General features: G+C 46.1%; 11 protein-coding genes. 10 read left to right on the forward strand and 1 reads right to left on the reverse strand.

Going from position 1 to position 15,933, the window contains the following annotated elements; all coding sequences use genetic code 11:
* The first annotated feature begins 285 nt into the window (after positions 1–285).
* The 6 genes from pdhR to HH682_RS07665 all read left to right on the forward strand — a co-directional run bounded on the left by pdhR (position 286) and on the right by HH682_RS07665 (position 10,901).
* Positions 286–1,050: a pyruvate dehydrogenase complex transcriptional repressor PdhR gene (pdhR, locus tag HH682_RS07640; protein ID WP_214237050.1), complete on the forward strand. Its 765-nt coding sequence runs from the start codon at positions 286–288 to the stop codon at positions 1,048–1,050.
* A gap of 103 nt (positions 1,051–1,153) precedes the next feature.
* A complete protein-coding gene (gene aceE / locus HH682_RS07645; protein ID WP_214236991.1) occupies positions 1,154–3,817 on the forward strand; it encodes a pyruvate dehydrogenase (acetyl-transferring), homodimeric type in 2,664 nt (887 codons plus the stop codon).
* A 13-nt stretch (positions 3,818–3,830) separates the two neighbouring features.
* On the forward strand, positions 3,831–5,711 hold the full coding sequence (aceF, locus tag HH682_RS07650) for a pyruvate dehydrogenase complex dihydrolipoyllysine-residue acetyltransferase (protein ID WP_214236992.1): 1,881 nt from the start codon (positions 3,831–3,833) through the stop codon (positions 5,709–5,711).
* Between the two features lie 219 nt (positions 5,712–5,930).
* The gene (lpdA, locus tag HH682_RS07655; protein WP_214236993.1) at positions 5,931–7,355 is read left to right on the forward strand and encodes a dihydrolipoyl dehydrogenase; all 1,425 of its coding nucleotides are present in this window, start codon (positions 5,931–5,933) and stop codon (positions 7,353–7,355) included.
* A 474-nt stretch (positions 7,356–7,829) separates the two neighbouring features.
* On the forward strand, positions 7,830–10,427 hold the full coding sequence (acnB, locus tag HH682_RS07660; RefSeq protein WP_214236994.1) for a bifunctional aconitate hydratase 2/2-methylisocitrate dehydratase: 2,598 nt from the start codon (positions 7,830–7,832) through the stop codon (positions 10,425–10,427).
* Positions 10,428–10,541: 114 nt separating this feature from the next.
* Positions 10,542–10,901 (forward strand): YacL family protein, encoded by a 360-nt coding sequence (locus HH682_RS07665; protein WP_214236995.1) that lies wholly within the window; start codon positions 10,542–10,544, stop codon positions 10,899–10,901.
* Here HH682_RS07665 and HH682_RS07670 read toward each other — a convergent pair.
* Positions 10,895–11,254, reverse strand: a complete 360-nt coding sequence (locus HH682_RS07670; RefSeq protein ID WP_214236996.1) for a YacC family pilotin-like protein — start codon at positions 11,252–11,254, stop codon at positions 10,895–10,897. The genes HH682_RS07665 and HH682_RS07670 overlap by 7 nt on opposite strands.
* A 140-nt stretch (positions 11,255–11,394) precedes the next feature.
* Between HH682_RS07670 and cueO the strand changes: the two genes are divergently transcribed.
* From cueO to HH682_RS07690, 4 genes are all read left to right on the forward strand, one after another.
* A complete protein-coding gene (cueO, locus tag HH682_RS07675) occupies positions 11,395–12,999 on the forward strand; it encodes a multicopper oxidase CueO (RefSeq protein ID WP_214236997.1) in 1,605 nt (534 codons plus the stop codon).
* A gap of 157 nt (positions 13,000–13,156) precedes the next feature.
* The gene (gene hpt / locus HH682_RS07680; RefSeq protein WP_214236998.1) at positions 13,157–13,687 is read left to right on the forward strand and encodes a hypoxanthine phosphoribosyltransferase; all 531 of its coding nucleotides are present in this window, start codon (positions 13,157–13,159) and stop codon (positions 13,685–13,687) included.
* 513 nt (positions 13,688–14,200) lie between these two features.
* Positions 14,201–15,124 (forward strand): ABC transporter ATP-binding protein, encoded by a 924-nt coding sequence (locus HH682_RS07685; protein WP_214236999.1) that lies wholly within the window; start codon positions 14,201–14,203, stop codon positions 15,122–15,124.
* Positions 15,124–15,894 carry an ABC transporter permease gene (locus HH682_RS07690; protein ID WP_214237000.1) on the forward strand — a complete coding sequence of 257 codons (771 nt, stop codon included), beginning with the start codon at positions 15,124–15,126 and terminating at the stop codon, positions 15,892–15,894. Before HH682_RS07685 ends, HH682_RS07690 begins: the two co-directional genes overlap by 1 nt.
* Positions 15,895–15,933 lie beyond the last annotated feature (39 nt).

A 15,933-nucleotide genomic window follows, 5' to 3' on the forward strand; every position in this document is an offset into this window, starting at 1 on the left:
GACTTAATGTTGATAATATCAGGTTAAACACTCTATTTGTGGTGGGTTATTTTACTTATTTTCACCCATGAACTATTTAATAGTGAAGTGATTATCGCTAACAAAAGTGTTTTTTATTGGGAAACTGACGTGTTGACTGAAGGCAAAACGGTAACTCATTTTTTTGATCTAAAGCGTACTTTGGTGAACGCAATATAGACAGTAGGTAAATGTTTTGTTAGCTTAGCCCATCTTGTGGGAAATTGGTATGACCAATTTATAAGAGCAGCAATGACTACGAGTATGATGGCTTACAGTAAAATCAGGCAGCCCAAGCTATCTGATGTCATAGAGCAGCAGCTGGAGTCCTTAATTATGGAAGGGACACTTCGGCCTGGTGAGAAGCTACCGCCAGAACGTGAGCTTGCTCGACAATTTGATGTCTCTCGTCCTTCGGTACGGGAGGCTATTTTGCGTTTGGAAGCAAAAGGATTATTGTATCGCCGCCATGGTGGAGGCACCTACGTGCAAGACAGCCTATGGCAAAGCGTCAGTGACCCTTTAATTGGGTTATTGGCACAACATGGCGAGTCTCAATTTGATTTACTCGAAATGCGTCATGCACTTGAAGGCATTGCAGCGTATTATGCTGCACTTCGCGGGACGGAAAATGACCTATTAAGAATCAACCACTATCACTTGGCGATTCAGAAGGCGCAAAATAGTGGTGATTTAGACGCAGAGGCGGATGCGGTTATTGATTATCAAATTACCGTTACTGAAGCTGCACACAATGTGGTACTGCTGCATTTGGTCCGAGCAATGGGGCCAATACTCAAGCAAAATGTGCGTTCAAATTTTGAATTACTTTACTCTCGCCGCGATATGCTGGCCAAAGTGAGTGAGCATCGTGCAAGGATCTACGAAGCAATCATTGCCCGACAGCCCGAAAAAGCCCGTGAAGAATCCAACTCGCACTTGGCTTTTCTTGAAGAAATTTTATTGGAGAGAAACCGGGAGCAATCCCGCCGTGAGCGATCATTGCGTCGCTTACAGCAACGAAAAGATTGAGTCACCTAAGTATAAAGAGCGGGGATAGGCATCATGATACGTCATGGTCTTTACTCAGCAACGTTATCAATTTCAATGTACAGACACAGATAAGGAATACCCCATGTCAGAACGTCTACATAATGACGTGGATCCGATTGAAACTCGCGACTGGCTACAGGCGATTGAATCGGTCATCCGTGAAGAAGGTGTCGAACGCGCGCAATATTTGATCGATCAAGTATTGAATGCGGCTCGCAATGGTGGTGTAAAGGTAGCAACTGGATCGGCGATCAAAGACTATATTAACACTATCCCAACGGAAGAAGAGCCTACATATCCAGGTAATACGAGTTTAGAACGTCGTATCCGCTCAGCGATCCGCTGGAATGCGATCATGACCGTACTCCGCGCGTCTAAAAAAGATTTGGAGCTGGGTGGACATATGGCCTCTTTCCAATCTTCCGCCACCATTTATGAAGTCTGCTTCAACCACTTCTTCCGTGCGCGTACCGAAAAAGATGGCGGTGACTTAGTTTACTTCCAAGGCCACATCTCCCCTGGTGTTTATGCTCGTGCCTTCCTCGAAGGTCGTCTGACTGAAGAGCAAATGAATAACTTCCGTCAAGAAGTTGACGGTAAAGGTCTTTCCTCTTATCCACACCCTAAATTAATGCCTGATTTCTGGCAGTTCCCTACCGTATCAATGGGTCTGGGACCGTTAGGCGCTATCTATCAAGCTAAATTCCTAAAATATCTTGAGCACCGTGGCTTAAAAGAGACTTCAGCGCAGACCGTTTATGCCTTCTTAGGTGATGGTGAAATGGATGAGCCTGAATCTAAAGGTGCAATCACCATCGCGACCCGCGAAAAATTAGACAATTTAGTCTTCGTGATTAACTGTAACTTACAACGTCTTGATGGGCCGGTTACAGGTAACGGTAAGATCATTAATGAATTAGAAGGGATCTTTGGCGGTGCTGGCTGGGAAGTGATCAAAGTGATCTGGGGTGGTCGTTGGGATGAGTTACTGCGTAAAGATACCAGCGGTAAGTTGATCCAACTGATGAACGAAACCGTTGATGGCGATTACCAAACCTTCAAATCTCGCGATGGTGCTTATGTGCGCGAGCACTTCTTTGGTCGCTATCCAGAAACTGCTGCATTAGTTGAAGATATGTCGGATGAAGAGATCTGGTCCCTGAACCGTGGTGGTCATGATCCGAAGAAAATCTATGCGGCATTCAAAAAAGCGCAAGAGACCAAAGATAAACCTGTCGTTATCCTTGCTCACACCGTAAAAGGTTATGGCATGGGTGAAACGGCTGAAGGCAAAAACATTGCTCACCAAGTGAAGAAAATGAACATGGAAGGCGTCCGCTATATTCGTGACCGCTTCAATGTTCCTGTCACTGATGAGAACCTTGAAAAACTTCCTTACGTAACGTTCTCTGAAGACTCTGAAGAGTACAAATATCTGCATAAACAGCGTGAAAATTTGGGCGGTTATCTGCCAACGCGTCAAGCAGAGTTTACTGAAGAGCTTGAGATGCCAGCCTTAAGCGAATTCCAATCATTATTGGAAGAGCAGAATAAAGAGATTTCAACCACTATCGCCTTCGTTCGTGCGTTGAATGTGATGTTGAAAAATAAATCGATTAAAGAACGCCTTGTCCCGATCTTAGCAGACGAAGCGCGGACATTTGGTATGGAAGGTCTCTTCCGTCAGATCGGTATTTATAGCCCGAATGGTCAGCAATATACTCCGCAAGACCGTGAACAAGTGGCTTACTACAAAGAAGACGAGAAAGGTCAGATTTTACAAGAAGGTATCAATGAGTTAGGTGCAGGCGCATCGTGGTTAGCGGCCGCGACTTCGTATAGCACCAACAACTTACCAATGATCCCTTTCTATATTTACTACTCGATGTTCGGGTTCCAACGTATCGGCGATCTTTGCTGGGCCGCGGGTGACCAACAAGCACGTGGTTTCTTGATTGGTGGGACATCTGGTCGTACAACCTTGAATGGTGAAGGCTTACAGCATGAAGATGGTCATAGCCATATTCAATCCCTGACTATCCCTAACTGTATCTCTTATGACCCGGCTTATGCTTATGAAGTCGCTGTGATTATGCAAGACGGCTTAGAGCGTATGTATGGTAAAGCACAAGAAAACGTTTACTACTACATCACGACCCTAAACGAAAACTACCACATGCCAGCCATGCCAGAAGGTGTTGAAGACGGTATCCGTAAAGGGATCTATAAGCTTGATACGCTGGAAGGTACTCAAGGCAAAGTTCAGTTACTGGGATCAGGTGCTATCCTTCGCCATGTTCGTGAAGCGGCGAAAATCCTGTCTGAAGAGTACGGTGTAGGTTCTGACGTTTACAGCGTAACCTCTTTCACTGAGTTGGCTCGTGACGGTCAAGATTGTGAACGTTGGAACATGTTACACCCAACTGAAGAGCCTCGGGTGCCGTACATCTCTCAAGTATTGAGCGATGCCCCTGCTGTAGCGTCCACCGACTACATGAAATTGTTTGCTGAACAAGTTCGTACTTATGTTCCTGCAAGTGATTATCGCGTGTTAGGTACCGATGGCTTTGGTCGTTCCGATAGCCGTGAAAACTTGCGTCATCACTTTGAAGTTGATGCCTCCTATGTGGTTGTCGCTGCATTGGGTGAATTAGCTAAACGTGGTGAAGTTGACAAACAAGTGGTTGTTGACGCGATTAAGAAATTCAATATTGACGCAGACAAAGTCAATCCACGTCTGGCGTAAGAGGTAAGAGTAGATGTCAATTGAGATCAAAGTTCCGGATATCGGTTCAGACGAAGTTGAAGTCACCGAGATCTTGGTTAAGGTCGGAGACAAGGTTGAAGTCGAACAGTCCTTACTGACTGTTGAAGGCGATAAGGCCTCAATGGAAGTGCCTTCACCTCAAGCAGGCGTAATTAAAGAGATAAAAATCACGACCGGCGATAAAGTCGAAACTGGCTCGTTAATCATGATCTTTGAAAGCGAAGAGCACTCTGCAGCAGCCCCTGAGGCTGCTCAACCGGTAGCTGAAAATGCACCGGCTGCAGCGACTGCTACGGCGAAAGATGTGATGGTTCCTGATATTGGCGGTGATGAGGTTGAAGTCACCGAAATTCTGGTCAAGATCGGTGATACCGTTGAGGTTGAACAGTCACTATTAACGGTCGAAGGCGATAAAGCCTCAATGGAAGTGCCTGCGCCTTTTGCTGGAAAAGTGAAAGAGATTAAAGTGAGCACCGGCGATAAGGTTAATACCGGATCGTTAATCATGACGTTTGAGGTGGTTGGTGAAGCTTCGGTACCGGCCAGCGCACCTTCAACGGAAAATTCCGCGCCAGCGGCGGCCACCACGGCAACAGCAAATCAAGTGGTTAACGTCCCCGATATCGGTGGCGATGAAGTCGAAGTGACTGAAATCCTGGTTAAAGTCGGCGATAAGGTTTCACACGAACAATCACTGATCACCGTCGAAGGCGATAAAGCGTCGATGGAAGTCCCAGCACCTTTCGCCGGTACGGTCACTGAAATTCAGGTGGCAGTAGGTGATAAAGTGAGTACCGGTTCTGCCATTATGGTCTTTAGTAGTGATGCCCCAGCCGCTAAAAAAGCTCCGGCTGCAGCGCCTGAAAAACAGGCCGCTCCGGCCCCCGCCAAGGCGGCACCGACTGCGGCACCATCCGCTGCGCCTACGGCGAAGGATGAGTTCGCGGAAAACAGCGCTTATGTTCATGCGACTCCGGTTATTCGTCGTCTAGCGCGTGAATTTGGCGTTAATTTAGCGAAAGTCAAAGCAACCGGTCGTAAAGGGCGTATCGTTAAAGAAGACGTTCAGGCATATATCAAAGAGGCATTAAAACGCGCTGATGCAGCACCTGCAGCGGCAAGTGGCCTTCCAGGAATGCTGCCTTGGCCGAAAGTTGATTTCAGTAAGTTTGGTGAAATTGAAGAAGTTGAATTGGGGCGTATCCAGAAAATTTCGGGTGCTAACCTCAGCCGTAACTGGATGGTGATCCCACATGTTACACACTTTGATGAATCGGATATTACAGAGCTTGAAGCTTTCCGTAAGCAACAGAATGTTGAAGCCGACAAACAAAAGCTGGACGTAAAAATCACGCCAGTCGTGTTTATCATGAAAGCGGTAGCTAAGGCGCTCGAAGCCTATCCACGCTTTAATAGCTCTCTGTCCGAAGATGCACAACGCTTAACGTTGAAAAAATATATCAACATTGGTGTTGCAGTCGATACGCCAAACGGTCTGGTTGTGCCTGTATTCCGTGATGTTAACAAGAAAGGTATTATTGAGCTTTCTCGTGAACTGATGGAAATCTCCAAGAAAGCACGTGCGGGTAAATTAACCGCATCAGATATGCAAGGCGGCTGTTTCACTATTTCGAGCTTAGGCGGTTTGGGGACGACCTCTTTCACGCCAATCGTTAATGCTCCTGAGGTAGCGATATTGGGTGTTTCCAAGTCGTCGATGAAACCTGTTTGGAATGGAAAAGAGTTCGCTCCACGTTTAATGCTGCCGCTTTCGCTCTCGTTCGATCACCGAGTGATAGATGGTGCAGAAGGTGCACGCTTTATCTCCTATCTTGGTCAGGTACTTGGCGATATTCGTCGTCTAGTTATGTAATATCTTGAGGTCGGCGATTGCCGGCCTCAATCTTATTAGGGAATAGGGCTGTGTTTTATTGAGAAATAATGCGCTAATCCTCAAAACAACTAACCTTTACGCAATCTCGTTTGCACAATTTTAACAATTATGTAAACTCTTGCATTACATAGGTTCCGGGAAAATAGGTGCATAAAAGTCCTTGCACTATTACCCCGGAGAATCGAATAAGAGGTCATGATGAGTACAGAGATTAAAGCCCAAGTTGTGGTACTTGGAGCCGGTCCTGCAGGTTATTCTGCAGCATTTCGCTGCGCCGATTTAGGCTTAGAAACCGTACTGGTTGAGCGTTACAGCACTCTTGGTGGAGTCTGTTTGAATGTCGGATGTATTCCATCTAAAGCACTGTTACATGTTGCAAAAGTGATTGAAGAAGCGAAAGCGTTGGAAGCTCACGGCATCGTCTTCGGTAAACCTGAAACCGATATTGATAAAGTTCGCGCTTGGAAAGATAAAGTTATTGGTCAATTAACCGGCGGTCTGGCTGGCATGGCGAAAGGCCGTAAAGTGACTGTAGTGAATGGACTTGGTAAATTTACTGGTGCAAATACTCTATCTGTCGAAGGTGAAAATGGTACTACCACCATTAACTTTGATAACGCCATCATCGCGGCAGGTTCGCGTCCAATTACCTTACCGTTTATTCCACATGACGATCCACGTGTATGGGATTCCACTGACGCGTTGGCGCTAACCACCGTGCCTGAGCGTCTATTAGTGATGGGCGGCGGGATCATTGGTCTAGAGATGGGCACGGTTTATCATGCTTTAGGCTCTTCTATCGATGTGGTAGAGATGTTTGACCAAGTTATTCCGGCCGCAGACAAAGACGTGGTGAAGGTCTTTACTAAGCGCATTAGTAAGCAATTTAATTTAATGCTTGAGACCAAAGTGACCGCAGTCGAGGCGAAGGAAGACGGAATCTACGTGACGATGGAAGGTAAAAAAGCCCCATCTGAACCACAGCGTTACGATGCAGTGTTGGTTGCTATTGGTCGTGTTCCGAATGGCAAAAACCTCGATGCTGAAAAAGCCGGGGTAAATGTCGATGAGCGTGGCTTTATCCGTGTCGATAAGCAACTGCGCACCAACGTGCCGCATATCTACGCAATTGGCGATATCGTTGGTCAACCAATGTTGGCTCACAAAGGCGTTCATGAAGGTCATGTCGCGGCAGAAGTCATTGCCGGTAAAAAACATTACTTCGATCCGAAAGTGATCCCATCCATCGCTTATACTGAGCCAGAAGTTGCTTGGGTCGGTCTGACAGAAAAAGAAGCTAAAGAACAAGGTATCAGCTACGAAACGGCGACTTTCCCTTGGGCAGCGTCAGGTCGTGCCATTGCTTCAGATTGTGCCGACGGTATGACTAAGCTGATCTTTGATAAAGAGACGCATCGTGTGATCGGTGGTGCCATCGTTGGGACTAACGGTGGCGAGTTACTGGGCGAAATAGGTCTGGCGATTGAGATGGGCTGCGATGCTGAAGATATCGCGCTGACCATTCATGCTCACCCAACGTTACATGAATCTATTGGTTTAGCGGCGGAAGTGTTTGAAGGGAGCATTACCGATTTGCCTAACCCTAAAGCAAAGAAAAAGTAATTTTTTCATGATGCATAATTATAAACCGCGATAATTTTATCGCGGTTTTTTTATGCCTGCCGTACAGCTAATGACTGAAGAGGTCATCAATTAAAAAGCTCGACAGCGATCGAAAATAAGCGTCTAGTAAGATGATGATTCCGGTTAACAAATGTTAGAAACGTTATTGCTGCCATGGATGATCACTTACTTTACTTTGAGTTAATAAGTGCTAAAACAGAACGTTGTTTGAGGGGTAACTGCGTAAACCCTACAGCATTATTCTCTAACACCTTGGCATGTAGGGTTATTTTTATCGTGGTACTGCTTTTTATTTAGTAGTAATTATGTTGTGTTTTTGTAAACAGATTAACAAAGAATAAAAATACTGCTATTCTCAGTGGGCTAAACCGACCATCAAAAACCTATAAAAAGATGATAATTTATCGGTAGTGAGGGTTGAAAAGCTATAACAATGTGAGCGAGGAGAACGTCGTGCTAGAAGAATACCGTGAGCACGTTGCTGAACGTGCTGCCCAAGGGATCGTACCTAAGCCTTTAGATGCGACCCAAATGGCTGGCCTAGTAGAATTACTCAAAAAACCACCACAAGGTGAAGAAGAGTTTCTGGTCGACTTATTAGTTAATCGAGTTCCGCCGGGTGTTGACGAAGCGGCCTATGTCAAAGCTGGTTTTTTAGCGGCCGTTGCTAAGGGCGAAACCACATCTCCATTAGTGTCTCGCGAGAAAGCCACTGAATTATTAGGAACGATGCAAGGCGGATATAACATCCATCCTTTAATCGAACTTTTAGATGATGACTCTCTAGCGCCCCTTGCGGTGAAAGCCCTATCCCATACACTGCTAATGTTTGATAATTTCTATGATGTTGAGGAAAAAGCGAAAGCAGGTAATCCTTATGCTGAGCAGATCCTTAAGTCTTGGGCTGAAGCTGAATGGTTTAAAGCGCGTCCTGAATTATCAGAAAAAATTACCGTAACCGTCTTTAAAGTGACCGGTGAAACGAATACGGATGATTTATCTCCTGCTCCCGATGCTTGGTCTCGCCCAGATATCCCCTTACACGCTTTAGCCATGTTGAAAAACGAACGTGAAGGGATAGTGCCGGATGAACCGGGTAATATTGGTCCAATTAAGCAAATTGAGCAACTCGCTACCCAAGGTTACCCATTGGCATATGTTGGGGACGTAGTGGGAACCGGTTCTTCACGGAAATCGGCCACTAACTCCGTTTTATGGTTTATGGGTGATGATATCCCGCATGTGCCTAATAAAAAGGGCGGTGGAGTGGTTTTAGGTAGTAAAATCGCACCAATTTTCTTTAATACCATGGAAGATGCAGGGGCATTACCGATTGAGGTTGATGTCAGCGACCTGAATATGGGCGACGTTATTGATATCTATCCTTATAAAGGGGAAATCTGTCGCCATAACACCGATGAAGTTCTCGTTCGTTTTGAACTCAAGACAGAGGTTTTATTGGATGAGGTGCGGGCGGGCGGACGTATTCCACTGATCATTGGACGTGGTCTTACCACTAAAGCGCGTGAATCCCTAGCGCTGCCTGTTAGCGATGTGTTCCGTAGTCCAAAACCGGTTGAGACCAGTACTCGTGGTTACTCTTTAGCGCAAAAAATGGTTGGCCGGGCGTGTGGCGTCGACGGGATCCGTCCAGGAGAATATTGCGAGCCTAAAATGACCTCGGTGGGGTCTCAAGATACCACAGGGCCAATGACTCGTGATGAACTTAAAGATCTGGCTTGCTTAGGCTTCTCTGCTGATTTAGTTATGCAGTCATTCTGTCATACCGCGGCCTATCCAAAACCTGTTGATGTACAAACTCACCACACATTGCCTGATTTCATAATGAATCGTGGTGGCGTTTCACTGCGTCCGGGCGATGGCATTATTCACAGTTGGCTAAATCGTATGTTGTTACCGGATACCGTTGGTACCGGCGGTGATTCACATACTCGTTTCCCTATTGGTATCTCTTTCCCAGCAGGGTCAGGTTTAGTCGCCTTTGCGGCGGCAACCGGTGTAATGCCATTAGATATGCCTGAGTCGGTGCTAGTACGCTTTAAAGGTGAACGTCAACCGGGTATCACGCTGCGTGATCTGGTACATGCCATTCCTCTCTATGCCATTAAACAAGGCTTATTAACCGTTGAGAAGAAAGGGAAAAAGAACGTTTTTTCCGGACGTATTCTCGAAATCGAAGGTTTACCGGACTTAAAAGTCGAGCAAGCCTTTGAGCTTTCCGATGCCTCTGCAGAGCGCTCTGCTGCAGGCTGTACGATCAAATTAGATCAGGCTCCGATAATTGAATACCTTAACTCGAATATCGTGCTACTAAAGTGGATGATCGCGGAAGGCTATGGCGATCGTCGTACGATTGAGCGTCGTATTCAAAATATGGAAAAATGGCTGGCTGAGCCACAACTGCTCGAAGGCGATGCGGATGCCGAGTATGCGGCAATCATTGAGATTGATCTTTCTGAAATCAAAGAACCGATTCTCTGCGCACCTAACGACCCTGACGATGCACGCACGCTCTCTGATGTTCAGGGAGAGAAGATCGATGAAGTCTTTATCGGCTCTTGCATGACTAATATTGGCCATTTCCGTGCGGCAGGTAAACTTCTTGATAAATTCAAGGGGCAACTCCCAACGCGTCTGTGGGTGGCACCACCGACTAAGATGGATGCAGCGCAACTGACGGAAGAGGGCTATTACAGCATCTTTGGTAAGAGTGGGGCACGTATTGAGATCCCAGGCTGTTCACTCTGTATGGGGAATCAGGCTCGCGTAGCGGAGGGTGCAACAGTCGTATCGACCTCGACCCGTAACTTCCCTAACCGTCTTGGTCAAGGGGCTAATGTGTTCTTGGCATCAGCTGAACTCGCTGCTGTTTCTGCATTATTAGGTAAATTACCGACGGCGGACGAGTATCAGGCTTATATGAATGAAGTGGATAAGAGTGCCGATGACACTTATCGTTATCTCAACTTTGACCGCCTTAACCAATATACCTCTAAAGCGGATGAAGTTATTTTCCAAAGCGCGGTGTAATCAGCATCAGCCTATGAAATAATAATCCAACCGAAAGGGGGAGCCAATGGCTCCCCCTTTTTATCGTTGTAGAGGTGGCAGAAATCCCCAGTCCAGACGAAAAGAGGAATCATCATGGATTATCAGTTTGTTAAAGATATTGAGGGCGGCGTCCGTGTACAGATGTCGATGGATCATGAAGTGATCGGGCAATGGTTTAATGAAGAAGTCAATGCTAACCCAGCGTTACTCGACGAGGTCGTCAATGCGGCAACAAGGGTCAAAGGGACAGAACAACAATGGCAACATATCGGACGTGAATACACTATTGCATTAAGTGATGATGAAGTCATGATTCAAGCGAACTTATTGGCGATAAGTGTCGATGAACTGGATGAAGGAATGAGTTACTACGACCAAGAATCCCTCGCGTTTTGTGGTTTTGAGGATTTCTTCGCGTTAGTCGATGCATACCGTCAATTTAGTGGTCAATGAGATTGTCGATTTACAAAGGCCAATAGCCCTAATGATTTCTCCGCTAATAGATGACACTTTTGCTTATTATCGACATGGATACCGCGCAGATCCTCGTAGCTGCTTTCACCACGCTGTTGCATATTGAAGCTATTATAGTTACTCAAGTTCCAGCCATTGTTGCGCGCAAAATAGATTAGCGCATTACGAATTTGTGGATCGGGCAGATCCTGATAACCACAATCATTTTTAAGATAGATAAAGACGGCGGTTAAATCAGCCATATCGTCAGCTTGTGAATCGTCTAATGCGTAGCAATAGCTCGACGACAGAAAAAATAGTGGGAAAAAGAGTATTTTAGCTAAGGTTTTCATGAAAATTCTCATCACTACAAGTATCACCAAACGTTAGCACATAATGGGCAAGAATGACGACAGGTTTACGCACAGAACGCTTGACCTTCCCATAAGGGTATAGCGTAACGTCAAAGACTGAAAAATTAGGGGGGATACGTATGCAACGTCGAGATTTTATAAAGCTTAGCTCATTACTGATTAGTGCGGGGGCTTTGCCTGCATGGAGCCGAGAGGTCATGTCAGGTCAGCGTCCACTTCTTACCACGCCTAGCTTACTTGAACCCGATCTGCATCAACGTATAGAGTTGACTGCAATGGCGGGGAACAGTGTATGGAATAATAAATCGGTCTCGACTTGGGGGTATAATGGTGGCTATTTGGGCCCGACTATTAAACTTCGTCGCAATCAGCCTGTTTCGCTCCGCGTCCATAATCGACTCTCTGTCGATACCACTGTCCATTGGCATGGTCTAGTGGTTGGCGGCGAGGTCGATGGTGGTCCGCAGGTGGTGATTCGTGCGGGTTCGCAGCGAGAAGTAACCTTTACGCCTGATCAGCCTGCCGCTACTTGCTGGTACCATCCTCACCCGCATATGACCTCTGGTTTTCAAGTGGCCAAAGGCCTCGCGGGAATGCTCGTCATTGAAGACGAGCACATCAAAACGCTACGCATCCCCTCGCAATGGGGCGTTGATGATATTCCGCTAGTGTTCCAAGACAAAAAATTGACGGATGCGGGGTCAGATATCGACTATCAACTCGATATTATGCATGCAGCAGTGGGATGGTTTGGTGACATGATGTTAACCAATGGTAACCAATATCCCCAAGTGGCGTTACCAAGTGGCTGGGTACGTTTACGTTTATTGAACGGTTGTAATGCACGCTCGATGAATCTGGCGTTAAGCCATTGTCGTCACATGTATGTCATTGCCAGTGATGGAGGGCTATTAGCTGAACCTGTTAAAGTTGAACAGTTGGCTATGTTACCCGGCGAGCGTTTCGAGGTGATGATTGAGTTAACGGATACCATGCCATTCGACCTTGTCACACTGCCGGTGACTCAAATGGGGATGACGCTTCCGCCTTTTGATCAACCCTTACCGTTATTAAAAGTCTTACCGCTGCGTATTGGTGGCGGAGCAGAATTACCGGACCATTTAGCAACATTGCCTTCGCTTCCCAGTACAGAGGGGCTCACGCGCCGCCGTATAGGGCTATCTATGGATAAGCAGCTTGATACAATCGGTATGCAGCAATTAATGCAACGTTATGGCCATCAAGCGATGGCAGGCATGCCGATGCACCACTCAGCACCGATGGCAGAGAGTTCTGATAAAACGCGTCAGAGCCAAGGGCATGGGATGTCGGCGATGCCTACTATGCAGAACGCTTCGCAAGGTTATGATTTTCACCAAGGTAATAAGATTAACGGTAAGGCTTACCAAATTGGTGATATTGCTTGGCAAAGCCCACAGGGCCAACATGAGATTTGGGAGATCAGTGGTGAGGGTGACATGATGTTACACCCGTTCCATATCCATGGTACGCAGTACCGGATTCTGAGTGAAAATGATCAGCCTGTCGCGGCACATCGGCAAGGCTTAAAAGATACGGTTCGCGTTGAAGGTGGTGTGAGCCAAGTGCTAGTCTCTTTCCCGCACACTGCCGACCATCAGGCACCCTATATGGCCCACTGCCATTTATTAGAACATGAAGATACTGGCATGATGATGAGTTTCACCGTCGGTAAGCAGGATTGATTAAGCGCAACACAGGGTTTTTATCTCAATTAGAATCCCTGTTATACTGCACCCCCTGAATTTTAGCTGTAAATTTCTGGGGTATGCATCCTACCTTTCAAGACTTTTACGCTTGGCCGCACAATGAAAACTGAGTACTCTCAGTGAGATAGAGATTATGAAACATACCGTTGAAGTGATGATTTCCGAACAGGAAATAAAGAATCGTGTTACAGAATTAGGGCAACAGATCACCGCCGCGTATCAAGATCGCGGGAGAGACATGGTGTTAGTGGGACTACTGCGCGGTTCATTTATGTTTATGGCGGATCTTTGTCGGGCGATTGATGTCTCCCACGAAGTTGACTTTATTACTGCCTCAAGTTACGGAAATGGCATGTCTTCAACGCGAGATGTGAAAATTCTTAAAGATTTAGATGAAGACATCCGCGGTAAAGATGTCCTCATTGTCGAAGATATTATCGATTCTGGTAATACGCTGAGTAAAGTGCGTGAAATCTTACAATTACGCGAGCCAGCTTCGGTAGCGATCTGTACCTTGTTGGATAAACCTGAGCGTCGCGAAGTTGAGGTAACCGTAGAGTATGTAGGATTCCCTATTCCTGATGAGTTTGTTGTCGGATACGGGATTGATTATGCACAGCGCTATCGCCATCTCCCCTATGTTGGGCGTGTGGTACCAGAGTAGATAGTAAATAGCACAAAGTTTCAGGCCAGCCTTGCTGGCCTGTTCTATAATGGAGCACTTATGAGTAGTGTCTGACAGCGTTACTGCTTTAGGCGGTCAGGCGTTGTGAGTCGCGTTAATCGCTTTGAAAACGGTGGCATGTCAGTTGTCACTTCATCTTGTGACGACACGAGATCCATAATAAATATGTTTTAGTCGCCGTATTCCCCTTTGCGTGTCGTTCCGCTTCTCTGCTATCTCTAAAAGGGAAAGCCGGCGCTTTAGTCTCAACGTTACGTAGGCAATTTTTACACTGAGTCGCGATAAGATTTACGAATCTCTTATTACAAAGAGCACGCTGGATCGGCCATTCGGCTAGACTGTGTTCGATGAAGTACGATCAAATTCCCTAATGCCGCCACAGCATCACGAGAATTTGTCACTCAGGTTCATTCATTACCTCATCCCACCGCTAGGTTGAATGGGGACTTTTTTTAAACGCTAATCTGTCACCTAAACAGGCGTGGAGTTGATATGAATTATGCACTGGAAATTTCCGGGCTAACGAAAACTTATGGTAATCAGGTTCAAGCGTTAAAAGGGATCGATTTAACGGTTGAGGCGGGCGATTTTTACGCATTACTTGGCCCGAATGGTGCTGGGAAATCGACGACAATCGGTATTATAAGCTCATTGGTTAATAAATCATCGGGAAGTGTGCGCGTTTTTGGTCATGACTTAGATACCGATAAAGTGCGAGCCAAGCTGCAGCTTGGCTTAGTTCCGCAAGAGTTTAACTTTAATCCCTTCGAAAGTGTCCTACAGGTAGTGACTAACCAAGCAGGATACTACGGTGTTGAAAAAAAACTGGCCTTAGTTAGAGCCGAAAAATATCTTCGCCAACTCGATTTATGGGAAAAACGTCACCAAAAATCCCGTATGCTGTCCGGCGGTATGAAACGACGCCTGATGATTGCTCGCGCCTTAATGCATGAGCCTAAACTATTGATTCTCGATGAACCGACTGCAGGGGTGGACATCGAATTAAGACGTTCTATGTGGGGTTTTCTTAAGCAGCTTAATGAGGCTGGCACTACGATCATTTTGACGACACACTATCTAGAAGAAGCGGAAATGTTATGCCGCAATATCGGAATTATTCAGCGAGGAGAACTGGTCGAAAATACCAGTATGAAGGCATTACTCGCGAAAGTGGTCTCGGAAACCTTTATCTTTGATTTAGCTCCCCATGAGACACCAGCCGTGTTAGAAGGTTTTCATTATGAAAGTATCGATGCGACAACCTTAGAGGTTGAGGTGCTACGTGAGCAGGGGATTAACCAAGTCTTTAGCCAACTTTCTGCACAACATATTCAGGTACTGAGTATGCGAAATAAGGCGAATCGCTTGGAAGAGTTATTTGTGGATTTAGTCAGTAATACGGTGAAAGGTAATTAATGGCACACTTATATTGGGTAGCGCTTAAACGACTGTGGGCGAAAGAGATCCATCGTTTTGGACGTATTTGGATCCAAACATTAGTTCCTCCGGTTATTACCATGACGCTCTATTTTATTATTTTCGGTAATCTGATCGGCTCGCGTATTGGTGACATGCATGGCTTTACCTACATGCAATTCATTGTACCGGGGCTGATCATGATGTCGGTGATCACTAACTCCTATGCCAATGTCGCATCATCATTTTTTAGTGCTAAGTTTCAGCACAATATTGAAGAACTGCTTGTAGCGCCTGTACCTACGCACGTTATTATTGCGGGATATGTGGGGGGCGGTGTAGCGCGAGGCATTTGTGTAGGCGCATTGGTTACTGCCATTTCACTGCTGTTTGTACCCTTCCATGTCTTTTATTGGCCAATGGTGGCTTTGACCATCCTACTGACAGCTATCGTCTTTTCGTTAGCGGGGTTATTAAATGCTGTTTTCGCACGTAGTTTTGATGATATTAGCTTAATCCCGACCTTCGTCTTGACCCCTCTGACTTATTTGGGCGGCGTTTTTTATTCCTTATCGCTACTTCCGCCTTTTTGGCAAGGGGTGTCTAAGCTTAATCCGATTGTTTATATGATCAGTGGTTTTCGCTACGGATTTCTGGGCATTCAAGACGTACCCGTCCCCTTGACGCTAACCATCCTCGTCGTATTCGTTGCGATATTTTACGCGATAGTATGGTCCTTAATCGAACGTGGCAAAGGGCTACGCAGTTAACCTCCTCAACGCTAAAGACCCATAGTGTGAGGAGGTAAC

Origin of the sequence: Rosenbergiella gaditana (genome assembly GCF_018494065.1) — a bacterium.
Lineage (GTDB): Bacteria > Pseudomonadota > Gammaproteobacteria > Enterobacterales > Enterobacteriaceae > Rosenbergiella > Rosenbergiella gaditana.

Coding starts and splice junctions, on each gene's coding strand:
- pdhR (WP_214237050.1), top strand. CDS start 286: ATGGCTTACAGTAAAATCAGGCAGCCCAAGCTATCTGATGTCATAGAG.
- aceE (WP_214236991.1), top strand. CDS start 1,154: ATGTCAGAACGTCTACATAATGACGTGGATCCGATTGAAACTCGCGAC.
- aceF (WP_214236992.1), top strand. CDS start 3,831: ATGTCAATTGAGATCAAAGTTCCGGATATCGGTTCAGACGAAGTTGAA.
- lpdA (WP_214236993.1), top strand. CDS start 5,931: ATGAGTACAGAGATTAAAGCCCAAGTTGTGGTACTTGGAGCCGGTCCT.
- HH682_RS07665 (WP_214236995.1), top strand. CDS start 10,542: ATGGATTATCAGTTTGTTAAAGATATTGAGGGCGGCGTCCGTGTACAG.
- HH682_RS07670 (WP_214236996.1), bottom strand. CDS start 11,254: ATGAAAACCTTAGCTAAAATACTCTTTTTCCCACTATTTTTTCTGTCG.
- cueO (WP_214236997.1), top strand. CDS start 11,395: ATGCAACGTCGAGATTTTATAAAGCTTAGCTCATTACTGATTAGTGCG.
- hpt (WP_214236998.1), top strand. CDS start 13,157: ATGAAACATACCGTTGAAGTGATGATTTCCGAACAGGAAATAAAGAAT.
- HH682_RS07685 (WP_214236999.1), top strand. CDS start 14,201: ATGAATTATGCACTGGAAATTTCCGGGCTAACGAAAACTTATGGTAAT.
- HH682_RS07690 (WP_214237000.1), top strand. CDS start 15,124: ATGGCACACTTATATTGGGTAGCGCTTAAACGACTGTGGGCGAAAGAG.